30 protein-coding genes and 1 other RNA gene are annotated in these 19,634 nt (G+C 45.5%); 20 read left to right on the top strand and 11 right to left on the bottom strand.

The annotated features are described in order from the left end of the window. Nucleotides 1-39: 39 nt before the first annotated feature. The 11 genes from AAHK14_RS03645 to AAHK14_RS03695 all read right to left on the bottom strand — a co-directional run bounded on the left by AAHK14_RS03645 (nucleotide 40) and on the right by AAHK14_RS03695 (nucleotide 5,948). Complete coding sequence (locus AAHK14_RS03645; protein ID WP_065255187.1) at nucleotides 40-315, bottom strand: HU family DNA-binding protein; 276 nt, start codon at nucleotides 313-315, stop codon at nucleotides 40-42. A gap of 28 nt (nucleotides 316-343) precedes the next feature. Further along, an RNA gene (locus AAHK14_RS03650) (hammerhead ribozyme type II) lies at nucleotides 344-421 on the bottom strand. Continuing rightward, a complete protein-coding gene (locus AAHK14_RS03655) occupies nucleotides 420-626 on the bottom strand; it encodes a hypothetical protein (protein ID WP_065255186.1) in 207 nt (68 codons plus the stop codon). The genes AAHK14_RS03650 and AAHK14_RS03655 overlap by 2 nt, the downstream gene beginning before the upstream one ends. Beyond that, nucleotides 613-888: an ANR family transcriptional regulator gene (locus AAHK14_RS03660; RefSeq protein WP_065255185.1), complete on the bottom strand. Its 276-nt coding sequence runs from the start codon at nucleotides 886-888 to the stop codon at nucleotides 613-615. The genes AAHK14_RS03655 and AAHK14_RS03660 overlap by 14 nt, the downstream gene beginning before the upstream one ends. A gap of 9 nt (nucleotides 889-897) precedes the next feature. Beyond that, the gene (locus AAHK14_RS03665; protein WP_065255184.1) at nucleotides 898-1,395 is read right to left on the bottom strand and encodes a host-nuclease inhibitor Gam family protein; all 498 of its coding nucleotides are present in this window, start codon (nucleotides 1,393-1,395) and stop codon (nucleotides 898-900) included. Between the two features lie 13 nt (nucleotides 1,396-1,408). Beyond that, nucleotides 1,409-1,630 carry a hypothetical protein gene (locus AAHK14_RS03670; protein ID WP_065255183.1) on the bottom strand — a complete coding sequence of 74 codons (222 nt, stop codon included), beginning with the start codon at nucleotides 1,628-1,630 and terminating at the stop codon, nucleotides 1,409-1,411. Between the two features lie 10 nt (nucleotides 1,631-1,640). Continuing rightward, nucleotides 1,641-2,783, bottom strand: a complete 1,143-nt coding sequence (locus AAHK14_RS03675; RefSeq protein WP_065255182.1) for an AAA family ATPase — start codon at nucleotides 2,781-2,783, stop codon at nucleotides 1,641-1,643. Then, nucleotides 2,758-4,512, bottom strand: a complete 1,755-nt coding sequence (locus tag AAHK14_RS03680; protein WP_065255181.1) for a DDE-type integrase/transposase/recombinase — start codon at nucleotides 4,510-4,512, stop codon at nucleotides 2,758-2,760. Before AAHK14_RS03680 ends, AAHK14_RS03675 begins: the two co-directional genes overlap by 26 nt. An 11-nt stretch (nucleotides 4,513-4,523) precedes the next feature. Beyond that, nucleotides 4,524-5,396, bottom strand: a complete 873-nt coding sequence (locus AAHK14_RS03685) for a hypothetical protein (protein WP_065255215.1) — start codon at nucleotides 5,394-5,396, stop codon at nucleotides 4,524-4,526. Between the two features lie 27 nt (nucleotides 5,397-5,423). Further along, on the bottom strand, nucleotides 5,424-5,705 hold the full coding sequence (locus AAHK14_RS03690) for a helix-turn-helix domain-containing protein (protein WP_065255180.1): 282 nt from the start codon (nucleotides 5,703-5,705) through the stop codon (nucleotides 5,424-5,426). Nucleotides 5,706-5,756: 51 nt separating this feature from the next. Continuing rightward, the gene (locus AAHK14_RS03695; protein WP_065255179.1) at nucleotides 5,757-5,948 is read right to left on the bottom strand and encodes a DNA-binding protein; all 192 of its coding nucleotides are present in this window, start codon (nucleotides 5,946-5,948) and stop codon (nucleotides 5,757-5,759) included. A gap of 104 nt (nucleotides 5,949-6,052) precedes the next feature. Here AAHK14_RS03695 and AAHK14_RS03700 point away from each other — a divergent pair, with 104 nt between their 5' ends. From AAHK14_RS03700 to AAHK14_RS03795, 20 genes are all read left to right on the top strand, one after another. Continuing rightward, nucleotides 6,053-6,844 (top strand): transcriptional regulator, encoded by a 792-nt coding sequence (locus tag AAHK14_RS03700; protein WP_065255178.1) that lies wholly within the window; start codon nucleotides 6,053-6,055, stop codon nucleotides 6,842-6,844. Between the two features lie 9 nt (nucleotides 6,845-6,853). Continuing rightward, nucleotides 6,854-7,063 (top strand): hypothetical protein, encoded by a 210-nt coding sequence (locus AAHK14_RS03705; RefSeq protein WP_065255177.1) that lies wholly within the window; start codon nucleotides 6,854-6,856, stop codon nucleotides 7,061-7,063. 370 nt (nucleotides 7,064-7,433) lie between these two features. Further along, the gene (locus AAHK14_RS03710) at nucleotides 7,434-7,793 is read left to right on the top strand and encodes a Mor transcription activator family protein (protein WP_065255176.1); all 360 of its coding nucleotides are present in this window, start codon (nucleotides 7,434-7,436) and stop codon (nucleotides 7,791-7,793) included. Nucleotides 7,794-7,869: 76 nt separating this feature from the next. Continuing rightward, a complete protein-coding gene (locus AAHK14_RS03715; protein ID WP_065255175.1) occupies nucleotides 7,870-8,418 on the top strand; it encodes a glycosyl hydrolase 108 family protein in 549 nt (182 codons plus the stop codon). Nucleotides 8,419-8,426: 8 nt separating this feature from the next. After that, nucleotides 8,427-8,675, top strand: coding sequence for a hypothetical protein (locus AAHK14_RS03720; protein ID WP_065255174.1), 249 nt, complete (start codon nucleotides 8,427-8,429; stop codon nucleotides 8,673-8,675). Beyond that, nucleotides 8,659-8,871 carry a TraR/DksA C4-type zinc finger protein gene (locus AAHK14_RS03725; RefSeq protein ID WP_065255173.1) on the top strand — a complete coding sequence of 71 codons (213 nt, stop codon included), beginning with the start codon at nucleotides 8,659-8,661 and terminating at the stop codon, nucleotides 8,869-8,871. The genes AAHK14_RS03720 and AAHK14_RS03725 overlap by 17 nt, the downstream gene beginning before the upstream one ends. Further along, nucleotides 8,868-9,200: a hypothetical protein gene (locus AAHK14_RS03730; protein WP_065255172.1), complete on the top strand. Its 333-nt coding sequence runs from the start codon at nucleotides 8,868-8,870 to the stop codon at nucleotides 9,198-9,200. The genes AAHK14_RS03725 and AAHK14_RS03730 overlap by 4 nt, the downstream gene beginning before the upstream one ends. Further along, complete coding sequence (locus AAHK14_RS03735; protein WP_065255171.1) at nucleotides 9,200-9,511, top strand: hypothetical protein; 312 nt, start codon at nucleotides 9,200-9,202, stop codon at nucleotides 9,509-9,511. The genes AAHK14_RS03730 and AAHK14_RS03735 overlap by 1 nt, the downstream gene beginning before the upstream one ends. A gap of 8 nt (nucleotides 9,512-9,519) precedes the next feature. Continuing rightward, on the top strand, nucleotides 9,520-10,068 hold the full coding sequence (locus AAHK14_RS03740; RefSeq protein ID WP_065255170.1) for a DUF3486 family protein: 549 nt from the start codon (nucleotides 9,520-9,522) through the stop codon (nucleotides 10,066-10,068). Beyond that, entirely contained in the window at nucleotides 10,065-11,579 is a 1,515-nt protein-coding gene (locus tag AAHK14_RS03745) for a hypothetical protein (protein WP_065255169.1), read from the top strand. Before AAHK14_RS03740 ends, AAHK14_RS03745 begins: the two co-directional genes overlap by 4 nt. Beyond that, nucleotides 11,576-13,033: a DUF935 family protein gene (locus tag AAHK14_RS03750; RefSeq protein WP_065255168.1), complete on the top strand. Its 1,458-nt coding sequence runs from the start codon at nucleotides 11,576-11,578 to the stop codon at nucleotides 13,031-13,033. Before AAHK14_RS03745 ends, AAHK14_RS03750 begins: the two co-directional genes overlap by 4 nt. A gap of 101 nt (nucleotides 13,034-13,134) precedes the next feature. Further along, the gene (locus AAHK14_RS03755; protein ID WP_065255167.1) at nucleotides 13,135-14,361 is read left to right on the top strand and encodes a phage minor head protein; all 1,227 of its coding nucleotides are present in this window, start codon (nucleotides 13,135-13,137) and stop codon (nucleotides 14,359-14,361) included. Nucleotides 14,362-14,509: 148 nt separating this feature from the next. Next, nucleotides 14,510-15,022, top strand: a complete 513-nt coding sequence (locus AAHK14_RS03760) for a phage virion morphogenesis protein (protein WP_065255166.1) — start codon at nucleotides 14,510-14,512, stop codon at nucleotides 15,020-15,022. Between the two features lie 246 nt (nucleotides 15,023-15,268). After that, nucleotides 15,269-16,225: a hypothetical protein gene (locus AAHK14_RS03765; protein ID WP_065255165.1), complete on the top strand. Its 957-nt coding sequence runs from the start codon at nucleotides 15,269-15,271 to the stop codon at nucleotides 16,223-16,225. Between the two features lie 27 nt (nucleotides 16,226-16,252). Further along, nucleotides 16,253-16,651: a head decoration protein gene (locus AAHK14_RS03770; RefSeq protein ID WP_065255164.1), complete on the top strand. Its 399-nt coding sequence runs from the start codon at nucleotides 16,253-16,255 to the stop codon at nucleotides 16,649-16,651. Between the two features lie 34 nt (nucleotides 16,652-16,685). Beyond that, nucleotides 16,686-17,687, top strand: coding sequence for a major capsid protein (locus tag AAHK14_RS03775; protein WP_083108189.1), 1,002 nt, complete (start codon nucleotides 16,686-16,688; stop codon nucleotides 17,685-17,687). Nucleotides 17,688-17,696: 9 nt separating this feature from the next. Further along, a complete protein-coding gene (locus AAHK14_RS03780; RefSeq protein WP_065255163.1) occupies nucleotides 17,697-18,110 on the top strand; it encodes a DUF1320 domain-containing protein in 414 nt (137 codons plus the stop codon). A 7-nt stretch (nucleotides 18,111-18,117) separates the two neighbouring features. Then, on the top strand, nucleotides 18,118-18,552 hold the full coding sequence (locus tag AAHK14_RS03785; protein ID WP_065255162.1) for a Gp37 family protein: 435 nt from the start codon (nucleotides 18,118-18,120) through the stop codon (nucleotides 18,550-18,552). Nucleotide 18,553: 1 nt separating this feature from the next. Further along, a complete protein-coding gene (locus AAHK14_RS03790) occupies nucleotides 18,554-18,802 on the top strand; it encodes a hypothetical protein (RefSeq protein ID WP_065255161.1) in 249 nt (82 codons plus the stop codon). Then, entirely contained in the window at nucleotides 18,786-19,538 is a 753-nt protein-coding gene (locus AAHK14_RS03795; protein WP_065255160.1) for a hypothetical protein, read from the top strand. Before AAHK14_RS03790 ends, AAHK14_RS03795 begins: the two co-directional genes overlap by 17 nt. Nucleotides 19,539-19,634: the final 96 nt, after the last annotated feature.

Below are 19,634 nucleotides of genomic sequence, written 5' to 3' on the forward strand. Positions count from 1 at the left end.
AAGCCCACCTTAAACGCTTTTGTTTTGCCTAAAAATGGGTTAATTGACGGCTTCTTTTAGCCCTTTACCAGCCTTAAAGGTCGGCACGTTTTTGGCAGGGACGTGAACGGTTTCGCCCGTGCGTGGGTTACGAGCAGTTTTGGCTTGGTGTGGCTTGACATAGAATGAGCCAAAGCCTACCAGATTGACTTCGCCACCCTTTGCCAGTTCGTCTGTGATGCTGTTTAGTACAGCATTGACAGCATTCTCGCATTGTTTGAGTGGTAAGCCGTCCATTTTGTCATAGACGGATTTGATAAGTTCTTTCTTGTTCATAAGATTTACCTTTTAAAGTTAAACTAAATTTGGTCAGCTCATCAGTGGTGGGCGACCAACCCCACCAGACCTTACCCCAATCTCTTGACTGGGGTAGGTTTCGCCTATACTTTATCGCCAGCAAAGACAATCGTAACAACCGCCAATACCGCCAAAAGCGTCATGATAATACAAGCCACGCACGCAAGAAAAACGCCGACAAGGCTTGAAAGCAATACGCCACCACTGGCAATGGCAAAGACAACCAAAGCAGTCAAAAATAACACGGCTGGTAGTAGCTGATGATTGGTTTTTTGTTTATGCTTTAACATGGTTTGCCTCCAAATTTTTAAGTTCTGGACGTTTGTAGTTGTGCATGACGGCTGACTGACAAAAGTTGTGGCGGATTTGGGCATACTTTTGTGTCAAACTGTCTTTTTCGGCAGACTTGGCAACCGTCTCCCATAGGCGTTTGGCTGTGCGATAGTCGCCCAACTTTTCGGCTTGGCTTGCCTTGATATCGGCTGGTAGTTCGGCATGAAGCAGTTCTTGACGAGCTTGTTCAAGTTCAAGCAAGGTTGTGATGTTGTTCATGATAGTTCCTTATTTGACACGGATTTCAAAGGGTGTGATTTTAAACTCTTCTACGCCCTGCATGACAGTAATACCTTCAATATCAGCAACCGCTGTTGGCTCTTCGCCAATGGCTTCTTTGTTCACTGTCTTTTTGACACGCACAAAACGGTCAAGCCCAAAACGTTCAAGACGTGCAATGACATCATCAGCCCCACGCACTCTGATAGACGGTGGGCATTGTCGCCACGACACTTCGCCAGTAATCAAATTGGCGGTTTTGCTACCGTCTTTGAGCAAGATGGCACGGTTAGCTTCACACCAAATTTGAATTTTGGCACTCAGCTCATCAATGGACAACTTTAAGGGGCTGATTTGGCTGGCATACTTCTCGGTAATCAGGGCAATCTCGTCATTCATTGCGGTAGAAAGACGTGTGATTTCACGCTCGTGTTCGCCAATCAAAGCAATTACGCTTTGGACTTCATCTAGGTTTTGGCAGGATTTGAGTTGGGGTTTGGTAGTCATGGATTTTCTCCGCTTAGTTGATGTTAAATTGCTGTCTTAGGCTCTGCTTGGTTATGGTAAAACCTGCCAGTATCCCAAGTTTGAATGATGACTTTTGCAAGTCATCGCTGATAACGACTTGCTCAGGGTCATCAGGATTGATGATGATTTCGTTTGGGCAGTCAAGCAGTTCGCTAAGTTCGCCAAACGTCTTATGCAAGGCGGTGTTGAGTTTGTGTTTTGTCATGGTTCTCATCGGTTATCTCCTACACTTCTTTAACCAAATCGCCTGTTACCACAGGCATTCCTAGTTCTGATGCGATGTTTAACGCCCCAGTCAGTAAGTTGCCAACTGCCAAAGGATAAAGCAGACTGTCTGCCCCTTTGTTTTTGTGTGAACCGCCAAGACGGTGGGCAATGGCATTTAATCCACTTTCATCAATAAACTCGTCAAGCTCACGCCCTGCCGACTGAGAGCGGTGTTGTAAGTATTCTTCTAAGCTGTTGCGGTCAAAAGGCATAAGCTCAAAAATCTCGCAACGCTGAACCACTTCTCGCACTTGTTCGTTGTTTTCGGACAACTTATTTTTAAGTTCGTTTTGACCGATTAACACGATAGACAAAAGCGGTGTAAAGCCATTTTCTAATTCCAAAAATCTTTTAAGATGTTTTAAGGTTGGAATGGGCAAGCTGTGGGCTTCTTCAATAATCAGTACATGATGATTGCCAGCCTTTGAGCTTTCTTTTAAAAGGTTATGTACTTGGCGGAAACGAGCTTCTGGACTGCGTTTGGCGTTTACACTTGGGGCAAGCGTGGCAAGAATGCTTTCGGCAATATGCACCGACTTTAAAGTTTTGCCTTTGATGTCGTTGTCTTCGGTGGCTAGGACATACGGCTCTATCACAATCACATTCTCTTTTTGACGCTCTAAGCGGTCAATCAGCTCACGGCGGAGCGTGCTTTTGCCAGCACCCGACTGTCCGATGACTGCTACAAAACTCATGTTGCCTTTGGCGGTTTGCCACAGAGCTTCACGCACGTCTTTAATGTCAGCATTTTGATAAACTTGATTGGCTTCACGCACATTGTCGGTAAAGATGTTGGTAAACAGCTTAAACTGGCGTTTTGCTGGGTGGCTTAGGGTTTGTTTTCTGAGTAGCATGGTCTGCTCCTGTTTGCTTGGTTTGTTTGATTTGTTTTGGGGTTTGTTGATTGTGTCAATGTCGGCTTGGGCGACTTTTTGACCGTTTAAATATTCACACAATCGCCTGTATAATTCGTTCGCCCCTGCTTTTGGGTATTTGCCATGATTAAAAATTAGGTTAATCGTGGCAGGGCTGACTTTTAATGCTTTGGCGATTTTGGCTTGGGTCAAGTCGTATTTATCCAGCCAATGCTTGTTGCTCATGGTGTTCTACCTTTGGTTCTAAGATGCCTTTGATAATCTCGCCGATGACTTCCTGAGGTACTTCGCCAGTTGGAAAGCTCTCTTGCAAGGCAAGGTAATGCTCCGCTGTCCACAAATCGCCAATCTCAGCTCGGATTGTTTTGGCGGTTTGCACCCAGTTAAGTGGGGCAAGTTTGCGAGTCTGTGGTGTGTTGTCAATGGCTGGCGTGCTAAGTTTCTCACCGCCCAACGGCATATAGTCTTTTTGTTCGTGGCTATCGATGTCTGCCATGATGTTGAGCTTGCCATCATACGCCACTGCTCGCTTGGCAATCGCTTGCTCGGCTTTTTCTAGTGTGTCCACACCATAGGCGGCTTTCATGACCTTGTTTCTTTGATTGTCAATCTCGCTGTTTGGCATGGCTCGCATTTCTTGTCCGATGACTGGGGCATTAACATCAAAGCCTACCCAGTCTGTCTGCATTGGTTCAACCGTATAAGTTACGCTCTCGCCTCCTGCGGTCGGCACAATCACATCAACGCACGGGGTGCGGTAAGGATTAACCACCACAGACACTTTGGCTTTGGGATAAATGCCGTCAATGTGGCGTAGGTCATAATCGTGCTGACCGTAACCTTTGACACTATGACTAATCGTCAAATTACCACGAACGGTACGCTCTACAGGCACGGTACTGACAAGCTCTTTGCATAGCTCCATTGGCGGGGCTTTCCTAAGTTGGTTAATAGCAATCGTCCGCCAAACTTCGTTTCGGGTGCGTTTGGTGCGAGAGTGTTTTTTGTGTTCATTCCAATCCACACGCCAGCGTTTTGCCAACGCATTCAAATGCTCAATGCTTTCAATGTTTAAAAACTTGAAGCGACCTTCAAACTGTGTTTCCACGATGTTGTTGGCGTTTTCCACCTGCCCCTTTGCACGACTGTTACCTGTGGCGTGGGCGATGAATGTGATGTCTAGTCGCTCCATCAAGTTTTTAAAAAGCCCAGATGTGTTGGCACAGCCTTTGTCAGCATAAAGAATAAACGGCACACCGTGCATTGGCTCTTCAAAGCCACGAATTTGTATGGCATTTAAAAACACTTGGGTTAAGTTCTCCGAGCTTTCGCTCCCCGCCACATATTCTACATACACCCAGCCCGAGTAGTGGTCGGTAATGACATAACGAATGACCCGTTCGTTCTCAATCTTTTTAAGGTTGTGCGGTTTATTTTTGTAAAACTTTTTCTCGTCCATTACTTGCATACCGCCTTTGGGCAAGTAAAAAATCACACAAACAGACGCATCAATCTGCCACACATGGTTGGGGTGTAAACTGCGTTGCTGAATATGAGCCGTTGGCGTAGCAAGCTGGCTTGGGTGGCAAAATTTTTGCTTCATTATTCGGCTAATGGTCGCAGGGCTAACTTTTGGAGCTTTACCGTCTGCCTGTAAAATTTCTAGGGCGGTACTGATTGGCAAGGTCTTTTTACCGTTGGCACGAGTGGCAAGGTGTACCATTGCCCCTACTTGTTCAGCGACTTCTGTTGGCACAACGGTTTTGCCTTTGTCTGAGCGTGTTTTTCGCTCGGTGGTAAAGCCAACCGCTTCAAGCTCACGATAAAGCTGTGGACGGCTGATTTGCAAGGTGTCGCACGCTTTGGCGATGATGTTGCCTTTCTCGCCATGCTTGGCATGAGTGAGCTTTTGGGCGGTCTCTCGCAAATAGTCGGTGCGTGCAATGTCTTTCATGACTTCGCTCCTTAGTTGCCCTGTTCGGCTTGAAGCCACGCTGGTGTTACCATATTTTCAAAATCAATCTGTACGCCAAGCGTGGTGCTAAGTTCGGCAATCTGCTGAAAACTTGCCACGATGCTCGTTTCATATTGTTCTTGTAAATGGTATAAGCCATGCTCTTCAATAGTTTCTGCAACTGCTTGGCAACGGTTGGTAAAGCGAGCAATGTCATTAAATAAAGTCAGTGTTGCAGACTGTATTTCTGATAACGCACTTTGTGATAGTTGCTGTTTTGCAGTTTCAGCTTTTTCTTTGACTTTGGCGGGGGCTTGCAGTTTGGTCAGCTCGGCATCCAGTTCGTTCAATTTTTCATCTTTTTTCTTGATGATGTTGTCTTTGGCGGTTTCGTTGGAGCGTGCGTCTCGTAGGGCTTTTCTAAGCTCACTGGCAGTCATGCGGTCAATGTCATCAAGATTGATGTCGCCGATACTACCGCCTTGTTCAAGGGCTTTTACTTCGTCATCATCAAGCACAAGCAATTCAAGCAGTTTTGATTGATTGCCCACTGCCTTTAAAAACGACAAATTGTCGGATTTGCTAAATTTTAAGGACGCAGACATAAAGCGTTGGGCGGTGCGTTCATGAATATTGAGCATTGCAATGCGTTGCTTAAACTCACCGTGTGGAGTCATTTCTTTAAGCAAAAGCAAACGTTTACCAAGCTCCAAACAGGCTTCTACGGTGCGTTGCTGATAAAAGCGTATTTCATCTTCCAATGCCCCAACGGTTAAAGTTCCGTCATAACCAAGTTGAGTGGCAAGCACCCCTAGCTTTTGGGCGTGTTGAGTTACATTCTTTTCAGAAATAACTGTAACACCGTCTTGTGTTACTTCTACCATTTGGCTCATAAGTTTCTCCAAATTACATTAAAGGGTTAATTGGCGGATTTCGTGAATACGAGCTTCGGCAAGCTCTATTTCTTTTTTGTGTGCGGTGGCAATCTGTACGAAAGCGACCGATAGATAATACAGCCCATTGTCATCTTGGCGAACAAAACCTTGACTAACCAACGTGGCAAGATAACGGCATACTTGCGAGGGTGTTTCGCCTGTTTGTTTGACAAGCTCAGAAACTGACACGCCTGTTAGCGTATGCCCACGCATGGCTTTTAGGGTGCTTAGGACTTTTTCGGCGGATTTTAGGGTCATTTGGGTGTTTCCTTGTGCATTGAAAACAGGGTAAAAATAGGGTAAAATTGCCTAAACATTTAAACCAAGTGCTTTGGCAATCTCACCTGCACGACCATACAAGCCTTTGCGTTCGCCATTTAGCACTTTGTAAACTTCTGGGACTGGGTATTGGTGTTTTTCAGCCCATTGTTTGACGGTCAGACCTTGCTCATAGATGCGTTTTTTGGCTTGGTCTTTGGGGGTTTGGGTTGGTTTGGTCATAAAAATACTCCGTAGTGGGTGGGGTAATTACAAGGTAAAAACCTTGTAATGGATTTTATTATATACCACCATTTGGTGGTATTCAATATTTTTTTGGGATTTTTATGGACACATTGCGTGAAGACATTGCGATACGCTTGATTGAAGAGCGGACTCGTTTGGGGTATAGCCAGTCAGATATGGCAAGGCTTTTGGACATAAGCACTGAGACTCTACGCCGTTATGAAGTGGGGGCAAGAGAGGCAGGCGTGGAATTTTTGGCAAAGTCGGCAGGGCTTGGTGTTGATGTGCAATATATTTTGACTGGGGTCAAATCCGCCAACGCACAAATGGCAGAAAAATCCAATCAGCCCCTTGTCCACATTGCCAGCGGTGGTTCAGCAAATGTCATCAATGAAGTTAGTGGAGGGGTGGTCAATATCGCCACACGCAATGTAACGCAGGTCAAAGCCGAAGTTAAGCCCAATGAGGAGCATATCAGTCAAGCCCAAGCATCTGTTTTGAAAAAACTCGTTGATGACATTGTCAAACTAGAACAAGCCGTCAAGCAAAAACCAAAATCACACCAAGCAGTCTGGTCGGCTTTGAATGCTCATTGCAAGGTAACTCGTTATTTGTTGATTCCATTTGGCGATTTTGAAAAAGCTGAAAAATACCTAAGAATGTGGATTGGTCGGTTAAATTCTGCCAAAAAAGCCAGCAAAACCGACAACAGTTCGTGGCGAAACCGCAAATATGCCTATATCAAAATCAACACCAAAGACACTCCAGAATGGCTTGATGAGTATATGAATAAGCATTTTGATACAGACAGCTTGACCGAACTGGATGATGAGCAATTAAGTAAGGTGTATTCAGCCGTTGCCAGTCGTAAAAAACGCACCAAACAATCTTAGGAAAATATGATGAAAAAGTTGTTACTTATCCCCCTAATGCTTGCCCTAAGCACCACCGCTTTTGCCCACAGCTACGATGTCAATAAAGCAGTCAATGCCGTTGTTCAAGCCGACCGACAAGCCAAACTGCACCAAGCGATATGCGATTTTCGGGAAAATTATCTACGCAATATGATAGAAGCACGCAGGGCAAACATATCAGAAGATGTGGTCAAATAGAGCTTTACTCCTTATTTGCAAAAGATGAGATAGACACAGAAACCCTAAAAGAAGCCAACAACATACGCAAAAAAGCCTATGAACTGCCCCAATTGGTCATTGACGACCCAGCAATGTCTGAGATTATGATTGAAAATACTTATTTATCGTGTTTCAAAGAATGAAAAAAGCCCCATAGAAATTATGGGGCTTTTGGTATTCTGATGCTCTAAGGCGTTCTGATACGGTTGGTACTCGTGGCACTTTGCTCATGTTAGCATACCTGCTTTGCCTGTCAAGAAAAATCTTGTAAAATAAGCGATTTTTTGGCATAATTTCATATAAATAACAGATTTTTTAGTGATTTTTACTACAAAATAGGTAAATTTGAGTGAAAAAACAAGGCAAAAGCAGTCAGCAAGGCAGGGCGTTGTTGCAAGATTTAAAGACGCATACCGAACACTTGCTAAGTGAAGTTAATCTAAGTCCAGACCAAGCTCGCCAAGTCGCCAATGAGCTGATGTTTCAAATTAGTCAGCAGTGGGGTGGTCAGCTTATCTATATCATCAAGGGCGAAAAGTATCTTGCTGACAAGCGAGATATAGAGATTTATCGTGCATTTAACGGACATAATCATGCCGAACTCGCCCAAAAATACGGCTTATCTCTGCCGTACATTTACCGAATTTTAAAAAGAATGAACGAATTAGAACGCACCCAAAATCAATTTGAGCTATTTGATGCCATATAAACTTTAAAACAGGTTAAAAGACAGCAAAGTACCATTTATCGCATAATCTCCCAAGTATTTTCTTGGGAGATTTTTTATGTCAAATTTTAAAGTCGCATTAAAGCGTGTGCTAAAACACGAAGGCGGTTATGTCAATGACCCCAAAGACAAAGGCGGTGAGACCAATTATGGTGTTACGATTGGCACGGCTCGCCAGTTTGGTTATACAGGGTCAATGCGACACATTCCAATGAGCGTGGTAGAAAAAATCTACAAGGCAAGATTTTGGGACGCATTAAACTGTGATGAATATGCCACAAAATATGGTTTTGCTTTTGCATTTCAATTATTTGATGCAGGGGTTAATCATGGTGTAGGTAACGCCAAACGTATACTCCAACGAGCCGTAGGCGTGGTTGATGATGGTGTTGTTGGCAAGATTACCAAGCAAGCGATGAATGATAAAGCTCATGCTCTGACCGACTTATTTAACGCCGAGCGTATTCATTTTTATACCAAAATTTCTAGCTTTAATCATTTTGGACGTGGCTGGATGAGACGAATGAGCGATAACCTTAAATTTGTCGCCCAAGATAGCCAACCCAACCTAACCAGTCAAGCTGACCAAGTTACTGAGCTAACCTAAGGGGCAACATGGCAAAGAAAAAGCAAATCACGATGGTGGATAACTGGCAGACTGGTTATAAGTGGTTTAGCACATGGGCGTTTGCAATCATTGTCTTTTTAGCGACTGTACCACTACCACCTGAAATCGTGCAATTATTACCACCTGTCATTCAAGACAAACTTACCGCCATTGTGGCGGTGTGTGGATTGATTTTGCGGTTTGTCAAACAAGCCAATTCTCATGCGGTTAGGGGGCATCATGACGGACATGATTGATAAAGCCAATGCCGACTACGAACGCTGGCTAAACAGCAAAATCAAACAAGCTCAAGTACCGCCAAATGACACTACCCTTTGCGTGGACTGTGGCAATCCGATTGGCGACAAACGCAAACAAGCCATCCCCCATGCGGTGCGGTGTGTTGGTTGTCAATGGCAGTTTGAACGCACGCACGACAGGAGCGGACGATGATTTTTAAATTGGAACTGTATCAGCTTATCACACTTGTGATAACCATTGGTGGTACGTTGTGGGGCGTGGGCAAGGCTTTTTTTAGCCGAGTGGAAAGCTCAATCAAAGAAAAAGATGAAACTCTTGCTAAGGCTTTATCTGGTCTGGGTAATAAGCTGGATAAAGAATCCGAAGCCATTCGCCAGCTTGACCGTGAGATTTTAAAATTAAAGGCAGAGTTGCCCCGTGAATATGTCTCAAAAGATGACTTTATTCGCTCGTTTACAGTCGCCCAAGCCAAGATTGATGCGGTGCAAACCACGCTTACCCATTTGAATAAGGAAAAATGATGAGTGTTGATGTTTTAAAAGTTCGCCGTGAGGGTATGCGGTGGTACTTGTTATTAGCCTTGCATAATGCTCGCCCATTGGGGGCGTTAGACGTGCTTTTGCTTGATGTGGTGCGTAGCATCTATGCAGACGGCACAAGCACAGAGTTACACGCTCAGCTTGATTATCTGCATAGTCATCACTTTGTGGAGCTGAATAAACGCCCAGACGGTCATTGGCACGCCAAGCTGACCCACATTGGCATTGATGTCGTGGAATATGTGGCGGATTGTCCTGTGGGCGTGGCTCGTCCGTCAAAATATTGGGTTTAGGGGGTGTTATGGCTCGTGCCAATGCAGTGAGTAAATTAAGCCCAGAGCATAAAAAACAGCTTGATGACCGTTTGTTTTCAAACGGTTTTAACGGCTATGTGGAGCTTGAAACATGGCTTAGAGAGTTGGGCTATGAAATCAGCAAATCGGCTATCCATAGATATGGGCAAAAGTTGGAGCGTAAATTATCAGCAATCCAAGCCAGCACCCAAGCGTCCTTGATGATTGCCGAAGCCGTGCCTGATGACGGCGATGCACGCTCGCAAGCCGTTTTGTCATTGGTTCAGACAGAGATTTTTAATGCGTTGGTTGCCCTACAAGACTTGGACGATGATGAAAGCATTGACCCTGTCAAGCGTTTGTCAATGATTACCAAAGCAGGGAAAGGCATTAGCGAGATTGTCAAAGCGTCTGTATTACAAAAACAGCACGCCCTAGATGTGAAAGAAAAAGCCGAAAAAACCGCCAAAGAAGTGCAAGAAATTGTGAAAACAGGCGGACTGTCTGACGAAACTGCTGACCTTATCCGTGCCAAAATTCTGGGGATTGCACCATGACCGCCCCTAGCGTGCTTTTGCCCTATCAACAAAAATGGGTTGCCGACCAATCCGAAGTGAAAATCTTTGTCAAATCACGGCGTATCGGTGGTTCGTGGGCAGAAGCTGGCGAGTCCGCCCTTGAAGCCAGTCGTACCAACGGACAGGATACTTGGTACATTGGCTATACCAAAGACATGGCGATTGAGTTTATCCGAGATGTGGCGGACTGGGCGAAGTTTTATAGCCTTGTGGCAAGCGAAGTAGAAGAGCATGAAGAGATTTTTGAAAATGGTGATGAGAAAAAGGCAATCCTTGCCTTTACCATTAAATTTGCCAGTGGCTACCGTGTTACCGCCTTATCGTCATCGCCCAGAAACTTGCGTGGTAAGCAGGGGCGTGTCGTTATTGACGAAGCAGGGTTTCACGATGACCTAGAAGAGCTGTTAAAGTCTGCCCTTGCCTTGCTGATTTGGGGTGGTTGCGTGCGAGTTATTTCAACGCACAATGGCGTGGATAACCCCTTTAATCAGCTTGTAGAAGAGGTCAAGGCAGGTAAATTACCATACAGTTTACACCATTGTACCTTTGATGAAGCCCTAGAACAAGGCTTGTATCAGCGTGTCTGTTTAAAGCGTGGTATTGAATGGACGGTGGACGGAGAAACCGAATGGGCAGACAAAATCCGTGCGATGTATGCTGACAATGTTGATGAAGAGTTAAATTGTATTCCTAAAAATAGCGGTGGGCGGTGGCTATCTCGCCCACTCATTGAGCAAGTCATGTCAGCTGATACACCGATTTTTGTCTATAAACGAGATAATGAGTTTAACTTGCAAGACGATTTTTATCGTGAAAATGACTGCGTGGACTGGTGCGATGAGCAGTTGGCGGACTTCTTGGCAGAAATCCCCAAAGGCAAAATCTTTATTGGGGGCGACTATGGACGAAATGGCGACTTAACCGATTATGCGATTGCGGTGCAAACGCCCGATTTAAACCTGCAATGCGTGGGCATGGTGGAGCTTGAAAATATCCCCTTTACCCAACAAGAACAGGTACTCAACTACATTTGCGACCGTGTAGAAAAACAGCTTGCAGGCGTGGCTTTGGATGCTCGTGGCATTGGGGCAAGCAATGCCGAAAAAGCCCAACATCGTTATGGCGTGGACACGGTGGAATGTGTCAAATTTAGCCAAAAATGGTATAGCCTAAATATGCCCCCATTCAAGGCAGGGCTTGAAGATAAGATGCTATTTAACCTACCCAAGCACGAAAATACGCTTTCGGATTTATTGGCATTTGAAATCATTGACGGCATTCCAAAATTGCCCAATCGTAAAAACAAAGGGGCAAATGAGCAAGCACGACATGGCGATATGGGTATTGCATTGGTGCTTGCCTATTATGCTTTTAAAAATATTGACAATGGTGGGGCGGACATACGCATTCACACCGCCAAACCACGAGTCTCTACCAAGCTATTAAAGGGCTTTGGGATTGGTGGCTTATTTAGGGGATTTAGACGATGAACGGCTTATATATCGGTAACGAATTTGTGTCATTTAGTGAGTTAAAAAGCAGTACACCGCACTTACGGCAAATCGCCAGTCGTGGCACGGTGTCGGGGTTTAGTTCGTTAAATAGCGTTCTGCCCAACCCCGACCCTATTTTAAAGAAAATGGGTAAAGACATTCAAGTCTATAAAGAAATTAAAGCCGAAGCAGGGGTGAAGGGCTGTTTAAGAAGACGAAAAAGTGCGGTTAAGTCTAAGGCGTGGCGGATTGTGCAAGACAAAGCAACGCCAGAGACAACCGAACGCATCAATACTATTTTTAAAAATTTGCCCCTATCTCGGATTATTGGGGCAATGGCGGACGCATCGTTTTATGGTTATCAGCCGTGCGAAATTTCTTGGGCGTATCAGGACGGTGCGTGGTTGCCTGTTGATGTACAAGCCATGCCCCCTGATTGGTTCTTTTTTGACAGTGATAACCGCCTACGCTTTAAAGATAAGGACGCAGGGCAGGACGGCTTAATCGTGCCTGAACGCAAATATCTGTTGCCACGCCAAGACCCCACTTATGAAAATCCTTATGGCGAGCCTGATGCGTCTAGTGTGTTTTGGGCGACAGTATTTAAACAAGGCGGTCTGGACTTTTGGGTACGGTTTACCGAAAAATACGGTTCGCCGTGGGTCATTGGCAAATACGGCAAAAACTATGACATTGAACAACAGCAAATCCTATTGGATAATTTGTCGTCAATGGTACAAGATGCGGTGGCGGTTATCCCTGATAATTCCACGGTTGAGATTATGGAAGCAGGTGGCAAAAGTGCGTCCAGCGATGCCTTTGAAAAGTTTTTGATGTTTTGCCGTAGTGAAGTTAATATCGCCTTGCTCGGTCAAAACCAATCCACCGAAAGCGATGCCACACGAGCAAGCAGTACCGCAGGGGCAGAAGTGGCGTTTGAGATTGCCCTTGCTGACTGCGAGATGATTGCCGAGCAGTTGCAAACACTCATCAACTGGATTGTGGATTATAACTGGGGTGGGGTCGCCCCACAGTTTGAATTTTTTGAAGACAGTAACGGTGGGCTAGAACAAGCCCAGCGAGATGTGGCACTGACCCAAGCAGGGGCAAGGTTAAGCCGTCAATATTTTATGCGTGAATATGGTTTGCAAGACGGCGATATTACTGATGTGGGCGTAGGCATGGCAGAACAACAATCTTTTGCCGAAGCCAGTCCCAAACCCCAAAGCGATTTTGTGGGTAAAACAGCTGATGAATTGGCAACCCACGCCAATCCCTATCTTGACGAAATGGTGGGGCGATTAAAGAAAATTGTCAATCAAGCCCAATCTTTTGCCGAATTGCAGGACAATATCGTCAATGCGTTTGATGAGTTAAATGCGGACGAGCTTGTCAAGGTAATGGAAATTGCGATGACTTTGGCAGAACTCAAAGGGCGGAGTGAGATATGAAATTACATCTAATTTTAACCGCATATTTGTTATGCAATGCGTTTTGCTCAATCTATAGCGAGCCTGCTCATCATGCGTTGATGTATCTCTAAGGTGGTAAAATGACTAAAATCTCAGGACAACGTCTGCCCTTTCAAGAGCAAATTGACTTTTTACGACAAAAGGTGCGTATCCCCACTGAACGTTATGACGAGCTGACATCACAACAGCACGATAAAGCCTTTACAGTCGCAGGGGCAATGAAAGCCGACCTGCTTGCCGACCTACACAATGCCGTACAAAAGGCGGTGGCGGACGGTCAAGCATTCCACGAATTTCAAGCCCAGTTTGATGACATTTTGGCAAAAAAAGGTTGGCTGAACGACAAAGACAAAGATTATAAGGCGTGGCGAGCCAAAGTCATCTACGCCACCAATCTTAGAACCAGTCATATGGCAGGACGGTATAAACAGATGAGAGACCCCGATGTATTAAAATCTCGTCCGTATTGGCGATACAGACACAACACGGTGGAAAATCCTCGTCATCAGCATAAAGCGTGGGACGGCTTGGTGTTACCTGCTGATAGCCCTTTTTGGCAGATCAATTATCCACCAAACGGCTGGGGTTGCTGTTGTACGGTGGAAGCGATTAACGAGCGACAGCTTAGGGCAATGGGCAAAACCAAGCCTGATGAATTGCCCAGTAATTATGTTGATAATTTAGGACATAGTTTTGATGGGGTGGCAGGGGCGAGCTGGTTTCCTGATTTGAATAAATACCCCTATGAAGTTGCCAAATCCTTTGTGGCGGATAATATGAAAGACGGTGTGTTTTTGCGTTGGCTTGGCAGGATTGAAACTCAGCTTGACGAATACAAAAAAGACACGCCTGATTATGACAAACTACCCAAGCAAGAACGCATTGACGGCTTTCGTAAGTTGGATAATGGCGAACGCTTTCCTGTGGCGGTGCTAAGCCCAGAGCAAAAGGAAATGTTGGGGGTCAGCACGCAGGTCATTGTGTTTAATGAAAATGATGCCCTAAAACAAGCCATTAGCCGAGACGGTAACACAGGCTTTGAGCCAACTGCCTATTATTATGTGCAACACTTGCTTGCCAATGCGGTGCTGGTGGTGCGTGAATACGATAAAAATGCAGGGAAATATCGTCAGCAGACGACTTGGATTGAAGGGTTGAACGAAGATGGTAAACGCTATTTGGCAATTATTCACCAAACAGGCGACAATAAAGAAGTGTATCTAAAATCTTACCGATTAGATAACACAAAAGTAGAGAAACTAAAAAGTAAAGGTATGGTGCTATTTGAACGACCAGAACCTGAGTAAAAATATAGCCAGAAGGACACTACCCAATCCTTTACCTAAAAGGCACTACTTGCAAGACGGTAAAACCGCCACAGGGGTGCGGTAGAATTCAACCCACCTCAGCTGGCTATGTCCTACTGTATCACAACCACACGAAAAGGTCAAGCAAATGCTCTTACAATTTGAACTGACAACCCCCAATAATGGCTTGCCCCAAATCATTGATGTGTTGGACGGCGGTGGACAGCAAGCCCTACTTAAAGACATCGGCGAACATCTTACCAACACCACCACCGACCGCTTTCGTACTTCCACCGACCCCAATGGCAACCGCTGGCAAGCCAACAGCTCAGTTACGCTATGGCGTGGGCTTGGTGATGCCCATTTTAATAAAAACGGCACGGTCAATAAAAAGGGCAAAAACCGCTTTAATAGCAAAAAGCCCCTTGTCGGCTTTGGGCAAACAGGTGGCACACTAAGAGACAGCATTCACTATCAGCTTGGTAATGGCGAAGTATTTGTCGGCTCAAATCTCATCTATGCCCCCATGATGCACTTTGGTGGGGCAAAATCCCAATTTCCACATTTGTGGGGCAACATTCCTGCTCGTCCGTTTTTGGGCGTGTCGGTCGCCGATGAGGCTGAAATTACGGAGATTGTCAAAGACCATTTAAACCTATAACCAAAAAACCGTCAAAACGGGGGTTTTAAGCGTTTTAAAATGCCAAATGGTACATTTGCCCCACTTTATCCCAAAACACGCCAAAAAGGGCTTTATAAATGCGTGTAAATCTATCGGCACACCCAACTCATCACACGCATTTTAAACCCAATCAAACCCCACCAAAAAACTTTAAAACAAGTTAAAAGACCGCCCCAAAAATCTTTGTCATACTATGCCCAACTTTTTCACTAAGTTGGGTTTTTTATGAAAAAAATCAAAATCTTTAAAGCTGGCAAGCACACCAGTATGGAAGGCGACACCATTGATTATACACCTCAAATGCTTGCCGAGTGCGTTGCCAGTTACTCTGAAAACCTACACCAAGCTCCCCTTGTGCTAGGACACCCCAAGCACGATGACCCAGCGTATGGCTGGGTAGAAAAGCTGGAACTGGACAAAGACAATGTGCTTTGGGCGTATGTCAAAGATGTCAATGCGTCCTTTGCCGAAAGTGTTAATCAAGGCAAACACAATAAAGTTTCCGCTAGTTTCTACCTGCCCGACAGCCCCCAAAACCCCAAAAAAGGCACGCTCTATCTACGCCATATCGGATTTTTGGGCGGTCAAGTCCCTGCGGTTAAGGGGCTTGGCAGTGTTCAATTTGCGGAGAATGAAAATGGCACAGCGTCTTTTAGTGAGCCTTTGGAAGGTAAGGCGAACGATGATAAATCAGGCAAGATTGATTTTGCAGGTGCTTTATCATTCTTACAATCCTATCTTAAAGACAATCCTTCCCAAGCCGAGAGCGTATTATCACAGCTTAATCCACCAAAAGATGACGGCAAAAATGATGAAAAAAGCGAGCGTGAAAAAGCCCTTGAAAAAGAGCTTGCAGACTTACAAAAGAAAATTGCTGATGACAAAGCAAAAGAACAGGCAAGCCAAATTCAAGATTTTGCAGAAGGCTTGGTTAAGTCAGGGCAACTGCCCCCAAAGCTAAAATCGCAGGTGGTGGAAGTAATGACGGCTGGCACGGCTCACACGGCAAGTTTTTCAGAAGGTGGCGAGCAGTCTTTGACCGATGCGTTAAAAAAACTGTTTAGCGAGTTACCAAAAAATGCCAGTTTTGCTGAGTTAAACAAAGACAATCGTAGCACCGATAGCAAAGAAAGTCCGCTTATGCGTGATGCTAAACGCCGTGCAGAACAGGCAAAACCGTAAGCCAAATCTTAATTATAGGAGTTAATTATGGCAACTTATCACGAACCAATGTATCTGTCCGATGTGCTACTGGTTGAAGTGGCTCGGGGCTGGACAACCCAAAATGTCAAGGTCAAGACCGACACCGCCCTTGCCATTGGCACGGTGCTGTATCAAGTGTCAGGTCAAGAATACCTGACCGCAGAACCCACCGACTATAACGCTGTGGCTGGCGTGTTGGCGGATAATGTCGGTGCGTCTGATAGCGTGCAGACCAGTCTTGCGATTGTGCGTGGTGCGGTGGTTGCCACCGAAAATCTAGTTTTCCCTACTGATGCCAATGACGAACGCAAAAAGCAGTCAATCGGTGCGTTAAATAAACTGGGCATTGCCACGCAGGGCGAGATTTTGCCAATCACGCATGAAGATGATGAAGATAGCGTGTAGCAATCCCTAATCCATTTATCCAAAAGGAATATTTATGAGTACCATGAACTTATCAGACCTATTTACCCTTGCCGAGCTGACAAAGGCAATCAATACCCTACCTAAACCACCAACACTATTGGGCGACAGCAAGCTGTTTAAAGTGGAATCCACCAAGCATTTGTTTGTTGTGGTAGAAAACCAAAATGGCAAATTGGTCTTGGTAGAAAATACTTCTCGCAATGGCGAACCTACCAAAAAGGTACACGGCAAACGAGTCCGCCGTGTCTTTGAAATTCCCCACCTGCCAAAAGCAACCACGCTAATGCCTGACGATATTACTGTGGCAGGGTTTGGCGAAAGCTCTGAAAGTGATGAACAATCCAAAGTCATCAACAACAAACTGCAAGAGCTAAAAGACGACATCATCGCCACCCAAGAATACCACCGCATTGGGGCGATTAACGGTGTGATTTATGATGCGGACGGCACAACCGTCATTTATGACTTGTACAAAGAATTTGGTGTCAAACAACTCACTCAGTCGCTTGGGCTTGATGACCCCAATGCCGATGTACGGGGCAATATCATCAAAGCCAAGCGAAATGCCCAGAAAAAACTGGGCGGAGCGATTGTCAAAGACTGGAAATGCTATTGCTCTGCCGAGATGTTTGACAAGCTGACCGCCCACCCCAATGTCCAAAAAGCCTATGCCAACTATGCCGAAGCATCGGACAAATTAGGGGGCGATAAACGAGATGGCTTTGAGTTCGGTGGGGTCAAATTCATTGAGTACGAAGTGGAAGTGATGGGGACAAACGGTAAGCTCATTCGCTATATTAAAGAAGGTGTGGGGCGACTTGTACCTGTGGTGGACGGACTATTCAAAACCGTGTACGCCCCTGCAAATTACAACGAAACGGTGGGTACGCTGGGCAAAGAAATGTACGCCAAGATTGAGCCACGCAGTATGGGCAAAGGCTATGACATTGAAGCCCAGTCCAATCCATTGTCAATCTGTACTCAGCCCGATGCCTTGATTGAGCTGACAGCGTAAGGGGTTTGTATGTACTGCACCGTAGCACAGGTTAAGGGTTTAATCCCGAGCGATACGCTCGTTGCCCTAACCCAAGACGACCCAACCAAGCAAACCGTCAATAATGATGTGATTAAAAAGGCGATTGCCAACGCAGGAGAGCGTATCAATGCTCATTTGCGTGGGCGATACCCTTTGCCGTTGAGCCAAAAGTCGGATTTATTGGAAGGGATTGCATTGGACTTGGTGCGGTACGCCCTATATTTACGCCGTCCAGATGGGGGTGATTTGCCAAGTGCGGTAACGCAAGCCTACAAAACCGCCAACAGCGATTTGGAAAAGTTGCAAAATGGCGAGCTAAGTCTTGGCATTCAGGCAACACAAAAGCCACAACCCAATCAGGTGTGGTTAGTCAAAGTGCCTAAAAGACGATTTAATCAATAGGTGCAAAATGTCAAAAACCCAAGCCATTATTGATGATTATATTGCACGGCTTAAAGAGCATATCACAGATTTGGCAATCAGTGAAATGCCCGACAGCCCAAGCAGTTACGCCTTAAAGCACCCACAAGGCGAGATTTTGGTGCAGTACATTGGCAGTGAGTTTGCCGAGCCTGATTTGTCTGGTGGTAATTACCCCAATGCCCCACTACTTGACCGTCCGCAAAGACGGCGGATTAACATTCAATTAACCCTTGTCATTCGGTCGCTTAGGGGTGCAAAAAGCACCACCGCACGCCTTGATGACATTAGAAACGCCCTTAAAAAGTTTCGCCCTGCCGACTGTTTGACGCAAGTCTATTTTGTGGCAGAAAGTTTTATCAGCGAAACACAAGGTATCTGGCAATACGGCATTAAAACCGCCGTTGAACTTTGGGAGATTTAATATGAGCCAAACCAATGAAACCAAAGCAACTGAAATCACAGTAACGCTTTTAAAAACACATACACACGCAGGTCAGTCTTATCAAGCCAATGACAAATTAACTGTGTCAAAAACAACGGCTGATTGGCTGATTAAAAACGACATTGCCGAGCTTAAAGCTGATGATAAAGCCGAACCTGCCAAACCAAAATCCAAACCAACTGCTGATGAGCAACTTAAAACAGGAGTAGCAAATGACCCAAGTGCGTAAAGATTTTAGCCGACAAGGGGCGATTTATCTTGCCGAAACACTCGGAGATGGCAAGCGTGGCGATGCTCGCTGGATTGGTGATACTGGCACGGTATCGCTATCTATCAATGAAGAGCAAGAAGTGCGTAAAGAAAACCACACAGGTCAGCGAGCTACTTCGGTGGTGGTGCGAACAGGGCTTGAAATCTCCATTGAGATGAATATCCGCTATGCCGATGCCGAAAACCTAGCACTCGGACTACACGGCAAAACCAGCACGGTGGTGGGTGGTTCGGTTACAGACGAAGTGTTTCCCGAAACCAAAGCAGGTCGCACCATTATCCTAGACAAAGGCGGTATCTCCAACCTTGTCATTACTGACAATGGCGGTCAAACGCTCGACAAAGACACCCATTATCACATTCGCTCGGACAAGGGCGGTGTGATTGAAATCTTGGACTTGGCATCGTTCGCCCAGCCCTTAAAAGCCAACTACAACTACGGTGGTAGCCAAAAACTCGCCATTTTGACCCAAAAGCCCAAACCTGTCTATTTGATGATGGACAGTATCAATACGGTGGACAACAGCCGAGAACGCTTGCACCTGTACAAAGTGGAGTTTCAACCGCTTGCCAATCTTGGTTTGATTGACGAAAGTCTGGGCGAAATTACCTTGCAAGGCAAATGCTTGCTTGATAGTGTCTATCAGCTTGACCCTGAGCTTGGGGGCTATGGCAAGATTGAACTCTTAGATTGATAGCCCAACGCCAAAAGCGAATTCGAGTTCGCTTTTGGCACTTCAAGTCAAATCCGACAATTTGTCGTTTTTGACTTAAATTTAATCAAAAATCCC

Source organism: Moraxella sp. K1664 (genome assembly GCF_039693965.1).
Taxonomy (GTDB): domain Bacteria; phylum Pseudomonadota; class Gammaproteobacteria; order Pseudomonadales; family Moraxellaceae; genus Moraxella.

Excerpts from the sequence above, each read along its gene's own strand:
- AAHK14_RS03645 (WP_065255187.1), bottom strand. The coding sequence starts at position 315 with ATGAACAAGAAAGAACTTATCAAATCCGTCTATGACAAAATGGACGGC.
- AAHK14_RS03655 (WP_065255186.1), bottom strand. The coding sequence starts at position 626 with ATGTTAAAGCATAAACAAAAAACCAATCATCAGCTACTACCAGCCGTG.
- AAHK14_RS03660 (WP_065255185.1), bottom strand. The coding sequence starts at position 888 with ATGAACAACATCACAACCTTGCTTGAACTTGAACAAGCTCGTCAAGAA.
- AAHK14_RS03665 (WP_065255184.1), bottom strand. The coding sequence starts at position 1,395 with ATGACTACCAAACCCCAACTCAAATCCTGCCAAAACCTAGATGAAGTC.
- AAHK14_RS03670 (WP_065255183.1), bottom strand. The coding sequence starts at position 1,630 with ATGAGAACCATGACAAAACACAAACTCAACACCGCCTTGCATAAGACG.
- AAHK14_RS03675 (WP_065255182.1), bottom strand. The coding sequence starts at position 2,783 with ATGAGCAACAAGCATTGGCTGGATAAATACGACTTGACCCAAGCCAAA.
- AAHK14_RS03680 (WP_065255181.1), bottom strand. The coding sequence starts at position 4,512 with ATGAAAGACATTGCACGCACCGACTATTTGCGAGAGACCGCCCAAAAG.
- AAHK14_RS03685 (WP_065255215.1), bottom strand. The coding sequence starts at position 5,396 with ATGGTAGAAGTAACACAAGACGGTGTTACAGTTATTTCTGAAAAGAAT.
- AAHK14_RS03690 (WP_065255180.1), bottom strand. The coding sequence starts at position 5,705 with ATGACCCTAAAATCCGCCGAAAAAGTCCTAAGCACCCTAAAAGCCATG.
- AAHK14_RS03695 (WP_065255179.1), bottom strand. The coding sequence starts at position 5,948 with ATGACCAAACCAACCCAAACCCCCAAAGACCAAGCCAAAAAACGCATC.
- AAHK14_RS03700 (WP_065255178.1), top strand. The coding sequence starts at position 6,053 with ATGGACACATTGCGTGAAGACATTGCGATACGCTTGATTGAAGAGCGG.
- AAHK14_RS03705 (WP_065255177.1), top strand. The coding sequence starts at position 6,854 with ATGAAAAAGTTGTTACTTATCCCCCTAATGCTTGCCCTAAGCACCACC.
- AAHK14_RS03715 (WP_065255175.1), top strand. The coding sequence starts at position 7,870 with ATGTCAAATTTTAAAGTCGCATTAAAGCGTGTGCTAAAACACGAAGGC.
- AAHK14_RS03720 (WP_065255174.1), top strand. The coding sequence starts at position 8,427 with ATGGCAAAGAAAAAGCAAATCACGATGGTGGATAACTGGCAGACTGGT.
- AAHK14_RS03725 (WP_065255173.1), top strand. The coding sequence starts at position 8,659 with ATGACGGACATGATTGATAAAGCCAATGCCGACTACGAACGCTGGCTA.
- AAHK14_RS03730 (WP_065255172.1), top strand. The coding sequence starts at position 8,868 with ATGATTTTTAAATTGGAACTGTATCAGCTTATCACACTTGTGATAACC.
- AAHK14_RS03735 (WP_065255171.1), top strand. The coding sequence starts at position 9,200 with ATGAGTGTTGATGTTTTAAAAGTTCGCCGTGAGGGTATGCGGTGGTAC.
- AAHK14_RS03740 (WP_065255170.1), top strand. The coding sequence starts at position 9,520 with ATGGCTCGTGCCAATGCAGTGAGTAAATTAAGCCCAGAGCATAAAAAA.
- AAHK14_RS03745 (WP_065255169.1), top strand. The coding sequence starts at position 10,065 with ATGACCGCCCCTAGCGTGCTTTTGCCCTATCAACAAAAATGGGTTGCC.
- AAHK14_RS03750 (WP_065255168.1), top strand. The coding sequence starts at position 11,576 with ATGAACGGCTTATATATCGGTAACGAATTTGTGTCATTTAGTGAGTTA.
- AAHK14_RS03755 (WP_065255167.1), top strand. The coding sequence starts at position 13,135 with ATGACTAAAATCTCAGGACAACGTCTGCCCTTTCAAGAGCAAATTGAC.
- AAHK14_RS03760 (WP_065255166.1), top strand. The coding sequence starts at position 14,510 with ATGCTCTTACAATTTGAACTGACAACCCCCAATAATGGCTTGCCCCAA.
- AAHK14_RS03765 (WP_065255165.1), top strand. The coding sequence starts at position 15,269 with ATGAAAAAAATCAAAATCTTTAAAGCTGGCAAGCACACCAGTATGGAA.
- AAHK14_RS03770 (WP_065255164.1), top strand. The coding sequence starts at position 16,253 with ATGGCAACTTATCACGAACCAATGTATCTGTCCGATGTGCTACTGGTT.
- AAHK14_RS03775 (WP_083108189.1), top strand. The coding sequence starts at position 16,686 with ATGAGTACCATGAACTTATCAGACCTATTTACCCTTGCCGAGCTGACA.
- AAHK14_RS03780 (WP_065255163.1), top strand. The coding sequence starts at position 17,697 with ATGTACTGCACCGTAGCACAGGTTAAGGGTTTAATCCCGAGCGATACG.
- AAHK14_RS03785 (WP_065255162.1), top strand. The coding sequence starts at position 18,118 with ATGTCAAAAACCCAAGCCATTATTGATGATTATATTGCACGGCTTAAA.
- AAHK14_RS03790 (WP_065255161.1), top strand. The coding sequence starts at position 18,554 with ATGAGCCAAACCAATGAAACCAAAGCAACTGAAATCACAGTAACGCTT.
- AAHK14_RS03795 (WP_065255160.1), top strand. The coding sequence starts at position 18,786 with ATGACCCAAGTGCGTAAAGATTTTAGCCGACAAGGGGCGATTTATCTT.